Here is a 17,890-nt window from a genome sequence, read left to right on the forward strand (position 1 = left end):
AGCAGCTTGCGGAACATCTCGACGCCGGTGCAGGTCGTCTTGGTCGTCGGACGGATGCCGATGATCTCGAGTTCCTCGCCAACCTTGACAATGCCGCGCTCGACGCGACCGGTCACGACCGTGCCGCGGCCCGAGATCGAGAACACGTCTTCGATCGGCATCAGGAACGGCTTGTCGAGCGGACGAACCGGCGTCGGGATGTAGGCATCGACCGCAGCCATCAGCTCGCGGATCGCGTCCTCGCCGATCTTCTTGTCCGAGTCTTCCAGAGCAGCCAGAGCCGAACCCTTGACGATCGGAATGTCGTCGCCGGGGAATTCGTTCTTGGTCAGAAGCTCGCGAACCTCGAGCTCGACCAGTTCGAGCAGCTCGGCGTCGTCGACCTGGTCGACCTTGTTCAAGAACACCACGATCGACGGCACGCCGACCTGACGGGCAAGCAGGATGTGCTCGCGGGTCTGCGGCATCGGGCCGTCGGCGGCCGACACGACCAGGATCGCGCCGTCCATCTGCGCGGCACCGGTGATCATGTTCTTCACATAGTCGGCGTGGCCGGGGCAGTCGACGTGAGCGTAGTGGCGGTTGGCCGTCTCGTATTCGACGTGCGCCGTCGAGATCGTGATGCCGCGCGCCTTTTCTTCAGGGGCAGCGTCGATCTGGTCGTAGCGCTTGTATTCGCCAAAATACTTGGTGATCGCCGCCGTCAGCGACGTCTTGCCATGGTCGACGTGGCCAATCGTGCCGATGTTCACGTGAGGCTTGTTACGCTCGAATTTACCTTTTGCCATAGTCTCTTTCCTTGGACGGCCTGGACCTTCAGTTCAGTCGAATGCGGGGCGATTAGCGACAAAGGCCAAAAAACACAAGCGTCTTTTGGCTGGGTGCCGTGTCACTCAGTCCGAACCATCGATCCGATTGCGGGGATGTGGCGCTGATATAGGAAGGCCGGAGACGAAATGAAATGGGTGACAGACCGATGCATCGAAGCCGCGATAGCGCGGCCTTGCTTGCCCGCCCTGTCTGATTCAAGGCCAGGCCATGGCCCATTGCGGTCGTAACCGGGGTCTGATGTTGTGACCGAATGCATTTCATCCCTGCCTCCGTCCGCGGCCCGCTGTTCATGATCGTCTCGACGGGGTCGTATCTCGTCAACGACACGATGATGAAGCTCGCGACGGCGGGCCTGCCGTCCTATGAAGTGCTGTTTCTGCGCGGCGTGGCGGCAGCGCTCTGGGGCTTCCCGCTGTTGTTCGCGCTGGGCTACGGCAAGCAGATCCCACTGATCTTCGACAGGCGCGTGCTGCACAGGAACCTGCTCGAGATGGCAGCGATCCTTTGCTATGTCGTGGCGCTCGCCAACATGCAGATCGCGGATTCCACCGCGCTCGGACAGATCACGCCGCTCTTGATGCTGGTCGGCTCCTCGATCCTGTTTGGCGAACGGATCGGCGGCCAGCGCATGGCGCTGATCGGGCTCGGCTTCATCGGCGCCCTGATGGTGGCGCAACCGACCATGCAAGGCATTTCGGTCTACGCACTGCTGGCGCTCGGCAACGCCGCGCTTGCGGCGGCGCGCGACCTTGCCGGCAGACGGGTCGCGGCCGAAGTGCCGGGGATGATCGTGGCGATTTCCGCCGTCGTGGTGGTGCTGATCGGCGCCGGTGCCGCGCATCTGGTTTCCGAGCGCTGGGTCGTGCCCGGGACGCACCACCTGCTGCTGATGGCCGGCGCCGGTTTTTTCCTGATCTTCGGCCACTTCTTCATCTTCATGGCCTATCGCGTCGGACCGACCAGCGCCGTGGCACCGTTCTACTATTGCTTCACCGTCTGGGCGGTCATTTCAGGCCTGCTGGTGTTCGGGCAATTCCCCAACACGCTGGCGGTCTGCGGTATCCTGCTGGTTGTCGGCAGCGGGCTGACCATCGTGTCGCTGGATCAGCGCCAGCGCCGGCTGGCCGTCGTCGCATAGCCTCACCACCCAAGCAGGCGCTCACGCACGAGTTGTTGCCGAGCCGAAAAAGATTGTCCAACCGGCAAAGACCCGTCGAATCGACGACGGCATGATCAATCAGGGGAGTTCCCATGACCGATTTTGACCAGAACAAGAACTCCGACGCCGAGCACAAGGCCGCTATCCGCAAGTCGCTTGTCGGCTGGGCGGTGTTCATCGCGGGAACGCTGATCTTCTTCGCCGCCGCCGACACGGTGTTGATGCCATAGGCGAGCCGCTGCTGGGTATGCCGGCCCTGAGCCGTTCTCCTCGCCTCCCAGCAGCAATAGTTCGAAACTTCAGACGATCCGGCTAGCGCCTAAAGCGTCCGCTTTGCGCTGAACTGATGGTAAGCCCACAGGACGACCACCGCGCCAACCACCGCGACGATCAGGCTGTAGATGTTGAGGCCGGTGACGCCCGACGCGCCGAAGGCACTGAAGATCAGGCCGCCGACAATGGCGCCGACGATGCCGAGCACGATATCCATGATCATGCCCTGGCCGGTCTTGTTGACGATCTTGCTGCCGATGAAGCCGGCGACCACGCCGAGAATGATCCAGCTGATGATACCCATTTTTTTCCTCTCCATCCCCCGCCAGCCGGACATTTTCATATGATTGTCAAAACCTCAAGCCAGCTTGAAATTCCGCCCGAATGCTCCATTGTTGAGCAGGGTCGGGCTTGGTCGCTATGGAGGATCCACTATGGGACTTTTTGACAATGCCGTTCCCGGCGGCAACATCACCAAACCACTGATGATCGCGCTCGGCGCATTGCTGGTCGGAAAAATGCTGAGCGGCAGAAGTGCCGAACAGCCCGAGCAGTCTCCCGCTCCTGCTCCAACCGGCCCCGCCCCGACGGAAACCACGTCCGCCGATGGCGGCCTGGTTGGCGGATTGGGCGGCCTGCTCGACAAGCTCAGAAATGCCGGCCATGGCAATGCCGCGGATTCCTGGGTCGGCACCGGCCAAAACCAGCCGATCAACGCCAATGATCTCGGCACTGCAATCGGACCGCAGATCATACGCGAGATCGCGCAACGGACCGGAATGGACGAGCAGGAACTGCTCAAGCAACTGTCCACGGCCTTGCCCGGCATCGTCGACAAGCTGACGCCGAACGGCCAGGTGCCGCAGCAGCACCAGGTCGCATCCGCGTTCAACAGCTAGCGCGTCGCGGACACCGCGATTGGAGCACTGCGCCTGGTGCGCGGTGTTTCGGTTTGCCGGGGATGAGTGTCTGGAGCGGGTAGCGGGAATCGAACCCGCATATTCAGCTTGGAAGGCTGCTGCTCTACCACTGAGCTATACCCGCACCGTTCCTGAAGTACCGGATTCACCCGAAAAGCGCCATGCACTTTTCGGTCCGATTCTTTTCGCGTTTCAGGGCTTCCGGGCCGGCAGTGGTGGAGAGGGTTGGATTCGAACCAACGTAAGCTAAGCTAACGGATTTACAGTCCGTCCCCTTTAACCACTCGGGCACCTCTCCAGTCTGCCGCCGGAGCCATGCAACGAGGCATTCGCGCCAATCCGGACCCGAGTTATGTGTTCTCCGAAACCAGCGCAGCGCCTTATGGCGGCAAGCCCATTGGGTGTCAACCGCGCAACAAGGGTTTTTCGATGTTGTTCGCCGGCTGCGACGACGGGCCATATCCATGGCCGGAGGACACGGCTATAGAAGCCAGCCATGAGCGATAAAACCAACACTCCCAAAGACACCCATTACGCCAAGCTGCGCCGCGCCTATCGCGACGAGAAAAGCGGCGGCGCGCCGGCGTTCAGGCCACGACAGCCGGTTCCGCCGGGCGAAAATGCCGCGGACGGCCTGGTGCGGCTCTATGGCCTGCACACGGTGCGCGCCGCACTCGACAATCCGCGCCGCAAGATCAGAAAAATGCTGGTGACGCGCAACGCGGCCGAGCGCCTGGAAATAGCCGATCTCGCCGCGCTGCCCTTCAAGACGGAACTGGTCGAACCCAGGGACATCGACAAGATCACCGGGTCGGACGCCGTGCATCAGGGCGTGCTGATCGAGGCCGAGCCGCTGAAACCGAAGCGGCTTGACGCGCTTGGTGATGCAAGGCTGGTGCTGGTGCTCGACCAGGTCACCGATCCGCACAATGTCGGCGCCATCCTGCGCTCGGCGGTCGCCTTTGGCGCCGGCGCGCTGATCACCACGGCCCGCCACAGCCCGCAAGAATCGGGCGTGCTGGCGAAATCCGCCTCCGGCGCGCTGGAGCACATCGATCAGATCGAGGTGAAGAACCTCGCCGACGCGCTCGGCCAGCTGCACGAGGCGGGCTTCCGCACCATCGGGCTTGATTCGGACGCGCCGGCCGAACTCGAAAAGAGCTTTGCCGGAGAAAAGATCGCGCTGGTGCTGGGCGCCGAAGGCAAGGGCCTGCGCCAGAAGACACGCGAGACGGTGACCACGCTGGCGCGGCTCGACATGCCCGGCGCGATCCATTCGCTCAACGTATCGAATGCCGCGGCGATCAGTCTTTACGTGGCGCGGACATTCTTGAAGCGCGGCTGACTGGGAAACGGCAGGCCGCCTGCCAGGAACCACTCGAAACGAGAAACGGGTTCCGGCGACAGACGCCGGAACCCGTTCTTCGATGGGCCAAGAGTTGGCGGCTTGGGAACGTTGCGCCGCCCTCTCCTGACCTATGCCGCTTTGCCCTGGGTGCCGGCAGCCTCGCTGCCGACCTCGAAATTGGCCATCCGCTCCAGCGCCCTGACCAGAGCCGAATGATCTTCCTTGGCGCCGCCATTGGCCGCGCAGGAATTGAACAGCTGCTGCGTGGTCGAGGTGTTGGGCAGCGACACGCCGAGCGCTTTCGCGCCTTCCAGCGCCAGATTGAGGTCCTTCTGGTGCAGTTCGATGCGAAAGCCCGGCGCAAAGGTGCGCTTGACCATGCGCTCGCCATGCACTTCCAGGATGCGCGAAGCCGCCAGGCCGCCCATCAGCGCCTGCCGGACCTTGGCCGGATCGGCGCCGGCTTTCGATGCAAAAACAAGCGCTTCGGCGACGGCTTCAATGGTCAGCGCGACAACGATCTGGTTGGCCACCTTGGTGGTCTGGCCAACGCCGTTGAGCCCGACCAGGGTGATGTTCTTGCCCATCTTCTCGAAGATGGGTTTGGCGCGGTCGAAGGGTTTCTCCTCGCCGCCGACCATGATGGTGAGGGATGCCGCCTTGGCGCCAACCTCGCCGCCCGAGACCGGGGCGTCGAGATAGTCGCAGCCCAGACCGTTGATTTTCCCAGCAAAAATCTTGGTCTCGATCGGCGAGATCGAGCTCATATCGATGACCAGCTTGCCCTTCGACAGGCCGGACGCGACGCCATTCTCGCCGAACAGCACATCGGCCACCTGCGGCGTGTCGGGCACCATCAGGATGATGATGTCGGCAGCCTTGGCCACGGCGGCATGGCCGGAAACTGACTTCAGACCCTTGGCGACGAGATCGGCGGCGGGTTTCGATCGATGGTTGCTGGCGATGACCTTGTAGCCGGCGTCGAGCAGATGCCCCGCCATCGGCGCGCCCATGATGCCGAGGCCGATGAAGCCGATGGTTTCCATTGTGGTTCTCCAAATGACTGTGTGAAACGCCCCCTCATCCGGCCCTTCGGGCCACCTTCTCCCCGAGGGGAGAAGAGGTCGCCAACGGAGGTGCCTGTCTCTTCTCCCCACCGGGGAGAAGGTGGCCCGAAGGGCCGCATGAGGGGGCCTCTAGCGCTTACGCCGCAGCACTTCCCTGCCCGACCAATTCCCGGAACCATCCCAACCCAGCTTCCGTACCCGCCTTCGGCTTGTACTCAGCCCCGACCCAGCCGGAATAGCCGATGCGGTCGATGTGCTCGTAGAGGAAGGGATAGTTGATCTCGCCCGTCCCCGGCTCGTGACGGCCGGGATTGTCCGCAAGCTGGATATGCGCGATGCGGCCGAGGTTTGCCTCGATGGTACGGGCGAGATCCCCCTCCATGATTTGCATGTGATAGATGTCGTATTGCAGGAACAGGTTCTTTGAGCCGACGCGATCGATCAGCGCCAGCGCCTGGTCGGAATAGTTGAGGAAGAAGCCTGGAATATCGCGCGTGTTGATCGGCTCGATCAGCAGTCTGATGCCGGCCTGCTCCAGCTTTTCCGCCGCGAAGGCGAGGTTTTCGGCAAAGACATCCTCCAGCACCTTGCGGTCGGCGCCGGCGGGCGCGATGCCGGCCAGGCAATTGACCTGCTGGCAGCCAAGCGCTTGCGCGTAGGTGATCGCCTTGGCGATGCCCTGGCGGAATTCCGGCACCCGGTCCGGCAGCACGGCGATGCCGCGCTCTCCCTTGCCCCAGTCACCCGCCGGCAGGTTGAACAGCACCTGGGTCAGGCCGTTCTTCTTCAGCCGGGCGGCGACGACATCGGGCGCATGGTCATAGGGGCCGATATATTCGACGCCCTTGAAGCCGGCGCGGGCGGCGGCATCGAAACGGTCGAGGAAATCATGCTCGCCAAAGAGCATCGACAGATTGGCTGAAAAACGCGGCATTCTTTTTGTCCTTCTTAGTCCTTAGTCGAGCATGACGATCGCCGTCGGCGCGTCTTCCTGATGTTCGGCAAGGTCCTCGAATTCGGTCACCTTGTCGATCTCCGTGCCCATGGAGATGTTGGTGACGCGCTCGAGGATGAATTCGAGCACGACCGGCACCTGATGTTCTTTCATCAGCCGCTGCGCCTCCTTGAAGGCACCCGCGAACTCTTCCGGCTTGCGCACCCTGACCGCCTTGCAGCCCATGGCTTCGGCAACGGCGACGTGGTCGACGCCATAGCCGGCCTCGGGATCGCCTGAGCGGTTGATGTTCTCGAAAGCGAGACTGACCTCGAAATCCATCGAAAAACCGCGCTGCGCCTGGCGGATCAGGCCGAGATAGGCGTTGTTCACGACGACATGCAGATAGGGCAATTTGTGCTGCGCGCCGACCGCCAGCTCCTCGATCATGAACTGGAAATCATAGTCGCCAGACAGGGCCACGATGGTGCGGTCGGGATCGGCGGCGCGAACGCCAAGCGCCGCCGGCAAGGTCCAGCCGAGCGGGCCGGCCTGGCCGCAATTGATCCAGTTGCGCGGCTTGTAGACATGCAGGAACTGCGCGCCGGCGATCTGCGACAGGCCGATCGTGGTGACATAGGTGACGTCGCGACCGAATGCCTTGTTCATCTCCTCATAGACACGCTGCGGCTTCAGCGGCACCTGGTCGAAATGCGTCTTGCGCTTCATGGTCTTCTTGCGGTCCTGGCACTCCTTCGCCCAGCCCGACCAATCACGCAGCTTGCCGGCCGTCTTCCACTCAGTGGCGACGTCGAGCAACATCTTCAACGCCGCCCCGGCATCCGACACGACGCCGAGGTCCGGCGCGAAGACACGGCCTATCTGCGTCGGCTCGATATCGACATGGATGAACTTTTTCCCCTTTGTGTAGACATCGACGGAGCCGGTGTGGCGGTTGGCCCAGCGGTTGCCGATACCGAAGACGAAGTCGGCTTCCAGCATCGTCGCATTGCCATAGCGGTGCGACGTCTGCAGCCCGCACATGCCGGCCATCAGGCGGTGGTCGTCGGGGATCGCGCCCCAGCCCATCAAGGTCGGGATGACCGGCACGCCCGAAATTTCGGCGAATTCGATGAGCAGATCCGACGCATCGGCGTTGATGATGCCGCCGCCGGCGACGATCAGCGGCTTTTCCGCCGCGTTGAGCATGGTCAACGCCTTTTCGGCCTGCGCGCGCGTCATGGCCGGCTTGAACGGCGTCAAAGGCTCATAAGCATCGATGTCGAATTCGATTTCGGCCAGTTGCACGTCGACCGGCAGGTCGATCAGCACCGGGCCGGGACGTGACGAGCGCATCAGATGAAATGCCTTCTGCAGCGCCATCGGTACGAGATAAGGCTCCATGACGGTGACCGCCCATTTGGCGACCGGCGCGGCGATGGCTGATATGTCGACGGCCTGGAAATCCTCCTTGTTCAGCCGCGCGCGCGGCGCCTGGCCAGTGATGCACAGGATCGGAATGGAATCCGCCGCCGCCGAATAAAGCCCGGTGATCATGTCGGTGCCGGCCGGACCCGAGGTGCCGATGCACAGGCCGATATTGCCTGCCTTGGCGCGGGTATAGCCTTCCGCCATATGCGAGGCGGCCTCGACGTGGCGGGCAAGCACGTGGCGGATCGTCCCCCTCGCCTTCAGCGCCGAGTAGAATGGATTGATCGCCGCGCCCGGCACGCCGAAAGCGCAGGAAATGCCTTCCTTTTCGAGAACGAGAACCGCAGCGTCGACAGCGCGCATCCTGGCCATTTTCCAGCCCTCCACGGGATTTGTCATTGTTGGATTGGCTGAGGATGCCAGCAAGCCGGCTATTTTTCAATTTTTTCAGAATATTTTTTCATTTCTAGAAAATAGCGTCATGCTTCTGATTTTATTATATTTTCCGTTTTCCAGTAATTCGCCCGGCCGTCCGAATGAAAAACTTTTTCATTGTGCGTTTGGCGAAATCGGTCGAGAATGGCGCCATGGACATGACCGAAAAACGCCAGCGCGGCCGGCCGCGCGCTTTCAACGGGCCATCGGAGGCCAGTTCGGTGCAGTCCCTCGACCGGGCACTGCGCATCCTGGCTATTGTCGCGGAAGGCAGCGGCCTGTCGCTGAGCGAGATATCAGCGCAGAGCGGCCTTGCCGCCTCCACCGCCTACCGCATGCTGACGACGCTGCAAAACCACGGCATGGTCGAATTCGACACATCAGACCAGCTCTGGTCGATCGGCGTCGAGACCTACCGCATGGGCGCGGCGTTCCTGCGCCGCCGCAAGCTGGTCGACCGCGCCCGTGTCGTCATGCAGGAGCTGATGGAGAGAACGGGCGAGACCGCCAATCTCGGCGTCGCCGAGGATGATTGCGTGGTCTTTGTCAGCCAGGTCGAGACGCATCAGGCGATCCGCGCCTTCTTCCGGCCGGGCACGCGCAGCCCCTTCCATGCGTCGGGCATCGGCAAGGCGGTGTTGGCGCATCTCGAGCCGGAGCGCGTCGCAACCATCCTGCGCAAGGCAGGCCTGCAACGCTTCACCGACAGGACGCTTTCAGACATTTCGGCGCTTGCCCACGACCTGGCGCGAATAAAGCTGCGCGGCTGGTCGGTCGACGACGAAGAGCGGCATCCCGGCATGCGCTGCGTGGCATCAGCCATCTTCAACGAATTCGGCGAGCCGATCGGCGGCGTTTCGGTGTCGGGACCGACCGTGCGGGTGACGCCGGAGCGGCTGGCCGAGATCGGCCCGCTGGTGCGCGATGCCGCGGCCGAAGTGACCAGGATGATCGGCGGCGTCAGCTCGGCTTGAGATCATGCGGACAGCGAAAAGAGGGGCGGTGGGGCGCCCCTCATTTCAGCTGATTGAAACGCCACCTCCTCTCAGAGCCGGCAGTAGTGACGATAGCCGTCGTGGCCGACATAGGTGTCGGAGTCCACGTCGTAGCTCGCGTAACGATCGTAGCAGCGGCGGACGTGCCACGAACCGCCGTCTTCGTCGACATAGACGGTACGGGGCTGCTGGGCGAGCAGGCTGCCGAGGACGAAGCCGCCGACGCCGGCGGCAATGCCGATGCCGAGGTCGTGGTGATGGCTGTGAGCAGCCGAAGGCTGGACGGTGCCGACCAGCGTAGTGGCGGCGACTGCGGTGGCGATGAGGCCAGAAACGAGTGTGTTCTTGAACATGATGATCTCCTTGCTTCGTTGACCGAGGCGACATCCGCCTCTTGATCATCAGTCGTTGCGGCCAGGAAAAAGGTTCGAATCTTTTTTCGATTTTTCTGGAGCCGAGGAAATCAGCCAGTTGCAGGTCTTTCGACGCGATGCCCCTGGACCGCGTAGCGTTCGAATTTGGACCTTGATATCGAACTTGCAGGCGGGTCCCGGGGCTTCCGGCGTCAAACGCAAAAAGGGCGGCCGAAGCCGCCCTCTTGGGAGAATGGGTCCCTCCATCAAAGGAAAATGATCACCCTGCCGTGCCTGTGGTGATGATGGTTGTGCTTCCACCAGAACTTCTTGAAGTGCTTGTTGTGATGGTGGTGATGATGATGGCCGTGCATGCCGTGGGCCGACGACGTGCCCACAGTGCCGGCGAGCGCGCCGGTGGCGACGAAAATGGCGACGAGGCCTGAGGTAAGAGTGCGCTTGAACATGATGATCTCCTGGATCCTTGATCGAGGCGACCCATTCGCCTCTGGAGATCAGTCGGCGCAGCGCGGGAAAAGGTTCGATAGGTCGAGGAGATTTTTCGAGGGGGGAACCCCTATTCCCCTATTCCCCTATTCCCCTATTCCCCTATTCTCCTATTCCCCTATTCCCGCTCTCTCACCCCATCCCCGTGACATGGCGAAGCCAGAAGGCCAGCGCGATGAAGCCGATGATGGTGGTGACGCCGGTCCAGTCGACATTGGCCTTCTTCACATCGCTGATGATCTTCACCAGCAGCATCCAGGCCACGAAGATGATCGGGAGAATGATGACAAATCTGATCATGCGACACCCCTGCTCGAAGCGATTGCACCTTCCACCTATGTAGGAAGCAATCCGGTGCTTTTCAGGATGCTCCTCCCCGGCGGTCCATACGACATGCCGGGGAAAAACGGAGTTTTGTCTTTACTGGCGCAACAAATATGCTAACGGGAGCGCCGTGCCCTTGTAGCTCAGCTGGTAGAGCAGCGGTTTTGTAAACCGAAGGTCGGCGGTTCGATTCCGTCCGGGGGCACCAGCAAAATCAACTACTTAGATCAGTTCCAGCGCTCAGCAGAATGGAAGATGCTCGCCTCGGGTAATCCGAGGGGCAAAGTACCGCCTTCACGCGGCACCATTCCATGAGCGCTTGACGACATACGGCCGATAAAACGGAACCCCGTTGATGCCCGGCCATGACCCCAAATGTTTGACCGAATAACCTAGAAGGAAGCCGGGACGCGCCACGTAATCGGGGTGTGCTGCGGCGAAGTTCGCCGCAGATTGCGATACGAAAGCAGCTATCGCGAACGATTGTCGGAATGTTGCCCAGTAAGCCGTCACACCGTCAGGGCTGGAGGCGAACGCAAAGGCAAATTGGCCCTCAACGTTTTTGCGGCCTTGGCTCATCGTGTAGTCAGGCCCCAACGTTGCAAGAAATTCTTGGGGTAGGTTTCCCTCAAATCGCTGCGCATTTGAATACCAATTCACAAACGCACCTCCCGCCGGGCCGATGATCTCGCCCGTCAATCGGTAGTGCAGTGCGAACCCGATACGCGCCCCGAATGTTGCCATTATCGACGAGAGGATGGGACCGTTCGCGACGAATGTAGCGGCACCCGCTGCATGTTCATCTGCGGGTTCTGGCGGCCCTAGCTCTTCTACAAGACGCGGATAGTTTCGGGCAAGGGATGCGATTGATCGGACTACATCGTCCCTCTGTTCGTCGGTTTGAGGGTTGGGAAAAATTCTGCTCAGGAAGCCAGCTACATCGTCCATCTCGCGCGTGCCGGCATGGCATTCCTTACATGCGGTAACCTCCCCGCCTTTCGGCCTCCATGCCCCATCAAACAGGCCCTTAGGCGGCACATGATCGACGCTATCACCAAGCACAAGCCCGCCGCAGTAAATGCAGTGCGGTTGTTTGCTTCTTATCTTCTTACTAAGGCTCACCAATCGGGCCGAATTCCTTGTTGCCGCTGAGCGCTCATTCTATGGCATCATTGATTGTTGAATTTATTGTAATTTCTAACCGGCATGGTGACGCCAGCGCCTGTTCGAGTAACCACTGCTCCGGTCGCTAAAGCTGCATCATCATTGTATCTTAGCCGTGCAACTCTGCGAGGCTGCGCCCGACAATGCCGGGTCTACGACGCGCTCGCGACCTGGGCGGATGCCCCAACTCTGATGAACGTATTCCGGACCCTGACAGACTTGTAGACGTAGGCGACCCAGAGCCCTGTCAGCACGAACGAGACTATGGGGGCCACCAGCGCATCGCCTGCGAGCACCTGATTCACCGAGACCCCCAGAATTGATGAAATCCAGATCGTGTCCAGGATAAACACGACAGGGATGGCGAGCCACTGGAGCAGAAACAATTGCGGAAAGCGGTGGCTTCGCCGCAGCATCGAAACGAGCACAACCAGCTGAGCGCCAGAAATGCCAGATTGAGGGCAACCTCGCCATACACCGCCAGCGGGCCATTTGAGAGGGTCATGAGTTGCTGGTAGCCGTCCGCCGAATTGGCGAAGTCGGCGAGTGTGCGCAGCGGTGACAATGTCTGACCGATCGCCAGCAGCATCAACCAGCCGCCGAAGCCCACAAGAGCCTCAGGATTGCGTGACGGCTTCGCGGCCGATCGAACCGCAAAGAAAACAGGCACGCCGATCAACAGCAGCACGATCGCCCAATGCCAGATGGAAAACGCCCCCATTTACCCCTCCCCCTATTTATGCCCTCCTAGGTTGTACCAGATTTCAAACTCAACTCAAGAGGTGAGCCTCGTCTGAAACCAGATCTTATGCGGAAGCGACGAATTCTCCTGCCTGCTCCTGACTTTCTCACACCGCAATCGCCGCCACCAATATCCGGTTCTGCCTCCGGATCGCCGCGCGCAGCTCGGCGATCTTCGCCGCGTCGCGCTTCACGAATTCGATGAACATCATGTTCATGTTGTTGAAGATCAGTTCGCCGAGCGCTGCGCCGTCGATGTCCTGCCGCACCAGGCCGAGCGCCTGCAGCCGGGCGATCAGGGCGCGGATCTGTTCGGTCAGGGCGCGGTCGAGCGCGGTGTAGGCCTGGCCGAACGGGCTGTCGGGCAGTTGCGTCGAGATCGCCATCGCCTGCCGCCACATCTCCTTGCTGAGATAGTGCAGCGAGTGCTCGATATAGATGCCGATCAACGTGTCGAGCGCATCGCCGACATTGGCCGGCGGCCTGGCGACGACGCCCTGCCCGGCATTGAGCACCTCGTTGACCTCCAGCGAAACGATGGCGCCGAGGATGTCGCCCTTGTTCTCATAGTAATTGTAGATCGTGCCGACCGAGACTTCGGCCTGCGCGGCGATCGCCTCGATCTTGGCGCCTTCATAACCGGCCTCGCGGAAAAGTTCCGCCGCCGCCTCGATGATGCGCCTGTGCCGGTCCGCCTTTTGCCTTGCCCGCAATCCGCTCATATCAGCCTCTTGCCACAAAAACAGAATTGACTCAATTTTAGAATTGGTTCAATTTTTTGCAAGAAGCCACAAAGGCAAGGGAGAACACTCGATGTCCGCACAATCCGCATCCAGGAATCCGCTTTCCATCCTGAAGAGCCATCTGCATGCCGCGTGCGCCGCCACGGCGCTGCTGCTCGGAGCCGGCAGCGCTGCTGAGGCCGCCGACCTCAACGCGCTGATCTGGTGCGATCATGCCGACCCGGCTCTGCTGCAGCCGTTCGAGGAGGCCAATGGCGTCAAGGTCAACGTCAAGGAGTTCGAGGGCACCGGCGCCGGCCTCGCCATCGTCGAACAGTCGCAGCCGGGCGACTGGGACGTGATGGTCATCGACAGCATCGATGTGCCGCGTGGTGTCGAAAAGGGCTTGTTCGAGCCGCTGCCGGAAGACAAACTGCCGCTGGCCGACCTGTTCCCGCAAGTGAAGATGGACGGCTCCACCGTGATCGGCGGCAAGCGCTACGGCATCACCGAAAAGTTCGGCTACAACACGATCGGCTACAACAAGACCAAGGTCGATCCGGCCGACATGCAGTCGATGGCCGCGCTCACCGGCGACAAGTACAAGGGCAAGGTCGCCATCTACGACTATTACCTGCCGGTCATCGGCATGGCCGCGCTCGCCATCGGCAAGAAGACGGCCGACCTAACCGAAGCCGATCTGCCCGCCCTCAAGGACGAGCTTCTCAAGATGAAGGCCAATGCCAAGCTGGTCGGCGAAGTGACCGCCAGCCAGACGGCGCTGGCGACGGGTGAGGTCGACATACTGGTCGGCGGCGGCGAATGGGTGACGGCGGGGCTGGCCAAGGAGAACCCGGCGCTGGACTTCTCCATCCCCAAGGAGGGTGCGGTGCTGTGGTCGCAGTCGCTGGCCATGTTCAAGGACTCCAAGAACAAGGACATGGCGCTGAAATTCATCCAGTACATCATGAGCCCGGAAGGCCAGGCGCGGCTTGCCACCTCGTCCTGCTACTGGGGCATGCCGGCGAACACCAAGGCAGCACTCACCGACGACCAGAAGAAGGTGTTACGCTTCGACGAGCAGCCGGGCTTCCTGGCGCGCGCCCAGGCCTATCCGGCGCCGAACGCCGATCTCGACAAGAAGATGCAGGATATGTGGACCGAAATGCTGCAGGCAAAATGAGCTGATATCGCTCATGAGCCCTTCGGGAAACACCCCCCTGCCCCGGGCGGGCCGTGCCCTGCCCCGGGCGGGCTCTGCCCTGCCTTGGGCACTGGTCACGCCGGCGCTCGGCTGGACGTTGCTGTTCTTCGTGCTGCCCTTCATCGCCATGGGTTTTTCCAGCCTGACGGCGCATGAGGGCGGCGGCTTCACGGCGTCCAATTACAGCCAGTTCTTCACCAACCCCTCCTACTGGCAGGCGATGGTGAATTCGCTTCAGGTGACGGCGATAGTCACCGTGATCTCGGTGCTGCTCGCCTACCCCTTTGCCTGGATCCTCGCCGAACAGGTGCCGGAGCGCTGGCAGCGGCTGGCGCTGATGCTGGCGGTGCTGCCGTTCTGGACCTCCTATGTCGTGCGCTCCTACTCCTGGCTGCTGGTGCTGGCGCAGAACGGCGTCATCAACCGGGCGCTGACCGGCTCCGGCCTGTTTGCCGAACCGGTGCAACTCGCCAACACCCGTTTCGCCACCGTCACCGGCTTCGTGCATTTCTTCGTCATGCTGTTGACGCTGACGATTTTTGCCAACCTCAAGCAGTTGAGCCCGAGCTACCGCAAAGCGGCGGCCGATCTCGGCGCCGGGCCGGTGCGCACCTTCCTGCATGTCGTGCTGCCGCTGACCTTGCCCGGCATCATGGTCGGCGCCTTCCTAACCTTCGTGCTGTGCATCGGCGACTACATCACGCCGCAGATCCTGGGCGGCAACAACGAGCTTCTGATGCCGCAGCTGGTGATGATGCAGATCGGCCGACGCGGCGATTTTCCACTGGCCTCGGCGCTGTCGATCATCCTGATGGCGGTGGTCACCATCGCCTACCTCGCCTGCGCCCGCTGGCTGAAGATCGAGCGGGCCTGAGATGCGCCAGCTCGTCCGCATCGCCTCCTGGCTCTACGCGCTGGCCGTCTACGCCTTCATCTTCCTGCCGGTTGTCGTGCTGGTGCTGTTTTCGCTGCAGGCGACGTCGTTCCCAATCCCGCCCTTCACCGGCCCGTCGCTGCGCTGGTACGATGCGGTGCTCTCCGATGTCAGGCTGACCTCGGCGCTGGTCAATTCGCTGCTGGTGGCGTTCATCTCGTCGCTCGCCGCCGTCACGCTCGGCTTCCTTTCCGCCTGGGGTTTTGCGCGTTTTGTCCTGCCCGGCTCCGGACTGCTGCGCGGCCTGATCACCCTGCCGCTGACGGTCAGCTATCTCATCATCGGCATGGGGCTGCTGGTGCTGTTCAACTGGGCAGGCGTGCCGAAATCGCTGCTTGCCGCCGGCATCGGCCACGTCGTGATCAACCTGCCGCTGTGCTTCGCCATCATCTACAGCCAGATGGGCGACCACCAGATCAACATCGAGCGCGCCGCGCGCGACCTCGGCGCGCCGGAATGGAAGGTGCTGCTGTTGATCACCGTGCCGGTCATGGCGCCCGCCATCTTCGCCGGGTTCTTCCTGTCGATGACCTTTTCCTGGGACGAGTTCGTGATCTCCTTCCTGCTCACCCGCTTCGACACCACGCTGCCGGTCGAAATCTGGAACCTGCTGCGTTCCGGCCTCAACCCCAAGACCAACGCCGTCGGCTCGCTGGTCTTCGCCGTGTCCATCGTGCTGGTGGTGTTTTTTGAACTGACATTGCTTCGGAGAAAGCCGGCATGAGCGCGCCCCTTGTCGACATCAGCAGCGTCTCGCATCGCTTCGGCCAGCACACCGTGCTGAAGGACGTTTCACTGAAGATCGAGCCCGGCAGCTACACGATCCTGCTCGGGCCGTCCGGGTCCGGCAAGACGACGCTCTTGTCCATTCTGGGCGGCTTCGTCACCCCCAGCGAAGGCAAGGTGTTCATCCGTGGCGAGGACTGCACCTCGGTGCCGCCGGCGAAGCGCCCGACGACGACGGTGTTCCAGGACTATGCGCTGTTCCCGCATATGAGTGTCGGCGCCAATGTCGGCTTCGGCCTGCGCATGCAGGGTGTCGACGGCGCGACACGCGCAGCAAAGGCGCGCGAGGCGCTGGCGCTGGTTGGCTTGGCTGCCGCCTTCGACAAGAAGCCGCACCAGCTCTCGGGCGGCCAGCGGCAGCGCGTGGCGCTGGCGCGGGCGCTGGTGATCGAGCCGGCGGTGCTGTTGCTTGACGAGCCGCTCGGCGCGCTCGACCTCAAACTGCGCCGGCAGATGCAGGACGAATTGAAGGCGATCCAGAAGCGCGTCGGCACCGCCTTCATCCATGTCACCCACGACCAGGAAGAGGCGATGGCGCTGGCCGACCATTGCGTGGTGATGAATGACGGGCGCATCGAGGACGAAGGTCCGCCCGAGCGCGTCTATGCACGGCCGGCGACGCGCTTCTCCGCCACCTTCATGGGCGAGAGCACGATCCTCGCCGGCACGGTCACGGAGGCCACGGACCGGACAAGTACTGTCGCGACGCCGGTTGGGGCGGTTTCACTGCCCGGCGCGTTACCAGTAGGCTCCGCCGTTGCGCTGGCCATACGGCCGGAGCATCTTGTCCTCGGCACAGCTGCAGGCGGTGTCAGGCTCGGCACGGCTGGGGTGAGCGACGTCGTCTTCCAGGGCAGCTTCAAGCGCGTGCTCGCGGCTTCCATCGAAGATCCTTCGGTGCAATTCATCGCCAAGCTGCCCGCGACAGCGACCGTCCAGCCGGGCGACACGGTCGCGATTTCCTGCGATACCGACCGGATCATCCTGCTGGCGGATTGAACATGGCAACGCTTCCGCTCATCGAGGCACCAGACTGGTACGAGACCATCCGCATGAGCGATGGCGTGACCTTGATCCACGAGCCGTGGATAAAACCGTTCTTCCGCTGCAACATGTGGCATGTGCGTGGCCGCGACCGCGACCTTCTGTTCGACACCGGGCTTGGCCATTTCAGCCTCCGGCGTCACGTGCCGCTGGTGAGCGAGCGCAAGCTGACCTGCGTTGCCAGCCATACGCATTTCGACCATATCGGCTGCCACCACGAATTTCCCGACCGCTGCGTGCACGCGGCCGAGGCCGACATCCTCGCCGATCCGCGCAATGAATGGACCGCCGCCGGCACCTATGCGACCGACGAGATGTTCGACGGCATGCCACAAGGCTGGGATACGGCTCGCTACAATATTCTGCCCGCACCTGCCGGTCGCCTGCTCGCACAGGGCGATGTCGTCGATCTCGGCGACCGTGCCTTCGAGGTGATCCACACGCCCGGCCATTCACCCGGCGGCATCGCGCTCTACGAAAACAGGACGGGCATCCTGTTGTCCGGCGACATCATCTATGACGGCCCGCTGATCGACGATGTCTACCACTCGGATATATCAGACTACATGGCAACGCTCATGCGCCTGCGCGACCTCGACGTCTCGGTCGTGCATGGCGGCCATTTCCCGAGTTTCGGCAAGGTGCGCTACCGCCAGCTTGTCGACGAGTATCTGGAACAGAAGCGGCAAGCCGGCTGCCATCTGCGGCAGCCCTGAAA

General features: G+C 62.0%; 22 protein-coding genes and 3 tRNA genes. 11 read left to right on the top strand and 14 right to left on the bottom strand.

What is annotated here, in order from left to right; translation table 11 throughout:
• A partial coding sequence (locus C8D77_RS33320) for an elongation factor Tu (protein WP_109671751.1) occupies positions 1-788 on the bottom strand: 788 nt, incomplete at its 3' end.
• Positions 789-1,081: 293 nt separating this feature from the next.
• Here C8D77_RS33320 and C8D77_RS33325 point away from each other — a divergent pair.
• Both C8D77_RS33325 and C8D77_RS37880 read left to right on the top strand, forming a co-directional pair.
• On the top strand, positions 1,082-1,969 hold the full coding sequence (locus C8D77_RS33325) for a DMT family transporter (protein WP_109671667.1): 888 nt from the start codon (positions 1,082-1,084) through the stop codon (positions 1,967-1,969).
• Between the two features lie 113 nt (positions 1,970-2,082).
• On the top strand, positions 2,083-2,220 hold the full coding sequence (locus C8D77_RS37880; RefSeq protein WP_164757902.1) for a hypothetical protein: 138 nt from the start codon (positions 2,083-2,085) through the stop codon (positions 2,218-2,220).
• A gap of 89 nt (positions 2,221-2,309) precedes the next feature.
• Here C8D77_RS37880 and C8D77_RS33330 read toward each other — a convergent pair whose 3' ends face one another.
• Complete coding sequence (locus C8D77_RS33330; RefSeq protein WP_109671668.1) at positions 2,310-2,567, bottom strand: GlsB/YeaQ/YmgE family stress response membrane protein; 258 nt, start codon at positions 2,565-2,567, stop codon at positions 2,310-2,312.
• 130 nt (positions 2,568-2,697) lie between these two features.
• Between C8D77_RS33330 and C8D77_RS33335 the strand changes: the two genes are divergently transcribed.
• Complete coding sequence (locus tag C8D77_RS33335; RefSeq protein WP_109671669.1) at positions 2,698-3,162, top strand: YidB family protein; 465 nt, start codon at positions 2,698-2,700, stop codon at positions 3,160-3,162.
• A gap of 71 nt (positions 3,163-3,233) precedes the next feature.
• On the opposite strand, the gene C8D77_RS33340 is transcribed toward C8D77_RS33335, so the two are convergent.
• Positions 3,234-3,307: transfer RNA gene (locus tag C8D77_RS33340), tRNA-Gly, on the bottom strand.
• An 89-nt stretch (positions 3,308-3,396) separates the two neighbouring features.
• Positions 3,397-3,481: transfer RNA gene (locus C8D77_RS33345), tRNA-Tyr, on the bottom strand.
• A 198-nt stretch (positions 3,482-3,679) separates the two neighbouring features.
• Here C8D77_RS33345 and C8D77_RS33350 point away from each other — a divergent pair.
• Entirely contained in the window at positions 3,680-4,528 is an 849-nt protein-coding gene (locus C8D77_RS33350; protein ID WP_109671670.1) for a TrmH family RNA methyltransferase, read from the top strand.
• 131 nt (positions 4,529-4,659) lie between these two features.
• Here the strand turns inward: C8D77_RS33350 and C8D77_RS33355 are convergent, their stop codons facing one another.
• The 3 genes from C8D77_RS33355 to gcl form a co-directional block, all read right to left on the bottom strand.
• Positions 4,660-5,592 carry a 2-hydroxy-3-oxopropionate reductase gene (locus C8D77_RS33355; RefSeq protein ID WP_281277068.1) on the bottom strand — a complete coding sequence of 311 codons (933 nt, stop codon included), beginning with the start codon at positions 5,590-5,592 and terminating at the stop codon, positions 4,660-4,662.
• Positions 5,593-5,734: 142 nt separating this feature from the next.
• Positions 5,735-6,532: a 2-oxo-tetronate isomerase gene (otnI, locus tag C8D77_RS33360; protein ID WP_109671672.1), complete on the bottom strand. Its 798-nt coding sequence runs from the start codon at positions 6,530-6,532 to the stop codon at positions 5,735-5,737.
• 21 nt (positions 6,533-6,553) lie between these two features.
• Positions 6,554-8,335 (bottom strand): glyoxylate carboligase, encoded by a 1,782-nt coding sequence (gene gcl, locus C8D77_RS33365; protein ID WP_109671673.1) that lies wholly within the window; start codon positions 8,333-8,335, stop codon positions 6,554-6,556.
• A gap of 215 nt (positions 8,336-8,550) precedes the next feature.
• On the opposite strand from gcl, the gene bhcR reads away from it, so the two are divergent.
• Complete coding sequence (gene bhcR / locus C8D77_RS33370) at positions 8,551-9,372, top strand: HTH-type transcriptional regulator BhcR (RefSeq protein WP_109671753.1); 822 nt, start codon at positions 8,551-8,553, stop codon at positions 9,370-9,372.
• Between the two features lie 71 nt (positions 9,373-9,443).
• On the opposite strand, the gene C8D77_RS33375 is transcribed toward bhcR, so the two are convergent.
• The 3 genes from C8D77_RS33375 to C8D77_RS33385 form a co-directional block, all read right to left on the bottom strand.
• Positions 9,444-9,746 (bottom strand): BA14K family protein, encoded by a 303-nt coding sequence (locus C8D77_RS33375; protein WP_109671674.1) that lies wholly within the window; start codon positions 9,744-9,746, stop codon positions 9,444-9,446.
• 266 nt (positions 9,747-10,012) lie between these two features.
• On the bottom strand, positions 10,013-10,213 hold the full coding sequence (locus C8D77_RS33380; RefSeq protein WP_109671675.1) for a hypothetical protein: 201 nt from the start codon (positions 10,211-10,213) through the stop codon (positions 10,013-10,015).
• Between the two features lie 172 nt (positions 10,214-10,385).
• A complete protein-coding gene (locus C8D77_RS33385) occupies positions 10,386-10,553 on the bottom strand; it encodes a hypothetical protein (protein WP_013531392.1) in 168 nt (55 codons plus the stop codon).
• 156 nt (positions 10,554-10,709) lie between these two features.
• On the opposite strand from C8D77_RS33385, the gene C8D77_RS33390 reads away from it, so the two are divergent.
• Positions 10,710-10,785, top strand: a tRNA-Thr gene (locus tag C8D77_RS33390).
• A gap of 86 nt (positions 10,786-10,871) precedes the next feature.
• Here C8D77_RS33390 and C8D77_RS33395 read toward each other — a convergent pair.
• The 4 genes from C8D77_RS33395 to C8D77_RS33405 form a co-directional block, all read right to left on the bottom strand.
• Positions 10,872-11,525, bottom strand: coding sequence for a hypothetical protein (locus tag C8D77_RS33395; protein WP_109671676.1), 654 nt, complete (start codon positions 11,523-11,525; stop codon positions 10,872-10,874).
• 368 nt (positions 11,526-11,893) lie between these two features.
• Complete coding sequence (locus tag C8D77_RS38580) at positions 11,894-12,157, bottom strand: DUF2569 family protein (RefSeq protein ID WP_245951948.1); 264 nt, start codon at positions 12,155-12,157, stop codon at positions 11,894-11,896.
• The gene (locus tag C8D77_RS33400) at positions 12,043-12,462 is read right to left on the bottom strand and encodes a Sec-independent protein translocase family protein (RefSeq protein WP_245951951.1); all 420 of its coding nucleotides are present in this window, start codon (positions 12,460-12,462) and stop codon (positions 12,043-12,045) included. Before C8D77_RS33400 ends, C8D77_RS38580 begins: the two co-directional genes overlap by 115 nt.
• A gap of 127 nt (positions 12,463-12,589) precedes the next feature.
• A complete protein-coding gene (locus tag C8D77_RS33405) occupies positions 12,590-13,204 on the bottom strand; it encodes a TetR/AcrR family transcriptional regulator (protein ID WP_109671677.1) in 615 nt (204 codons plus the stop codon).
• A gap of 91 nt (positions 13,205-13,295) precedes the next feature.
• On the opposite strand from C8D77_RS33405, the gene C8D77_RS33410 reads away from it, so the two are divergent.
• From C8D77_RS33410 to C8D77_RS33430, 5 genes are read left to right on the top strand one after another with little or no spacing between them, the layout of a single operon-like run.
• The gene (locus C8D77_RS33410; protein WP_109671678.1) at positions 13,296-14,387 is read left to right on the top strand and encodes a polyamine ABC transporter substrate-binding protein; all 1,092 of its coding nucleotides are present in this window, start codon (positions 13,296-13,298) and stop codon (positions 14,385-14,387) included.
• 13 nt (positions 14,388-14,400) lie between these two features.
• Positions 14,401-15,282, top strand: a complete 882-nt coding sequence (locus C8D77_RS33415) for an ABC transporter permease (RefSeq protein WP_109671679.1) — start codon at positions 14,401-14,403, stop codon at positions 15,280-15,282.
• 1 nt (position 15,283) lies between these two features.
• Positions 15,284-16,066: an ABC transporter permease gene (locus tag C8D77_RS33420; RefSeq protein WP_109671680.1), complete on the top strand. Its 783-nt coding sequence runs from the start codon at positions 15,284-15,286 to the stop codon at positions 16,064-16,066.
• Positions 16,063-17,127, top strand: coding sequence for an ABC transporter ATP-binding protein (locus C8D77_RS33425; protein WP_109671681.1), 1,065 nt, complete (start codon positions 16,063-16,065; stop codon positions 17,125-17,127). Before C8D77_RS33420 ends, C8D77_RS33425 begins: the two co-directional genes overlap by 4 nt.
• Before the next feature lie 2 nt (positions 17,128-17,129).
• Positions 17,130-17,888: an MBL fold metallo-hydrolase gene (locus C8D77_RS33430; RefSeq protein ID WP_109671682.1), complete on the top strand. Its 759-nt coding sequence runs from the start codon at positions 17,130-17,132 to the stop codon at positions 17,886-17,888.
• The last annotated feature ends 2 nt before the right edge of the window (positions 17,889-17,890 follow it).

Origin of the sequence: Mesorhizobium loti, assembly GCF_003148495.1 — a bacterium.
Taxonomy (GTDB): Bacteria; Pseudomonadota; Alphaproteobacteria; order Rhizobiales; family Rhizobiaceae; genus Mesorhizobium; species Mesorhizobium loti.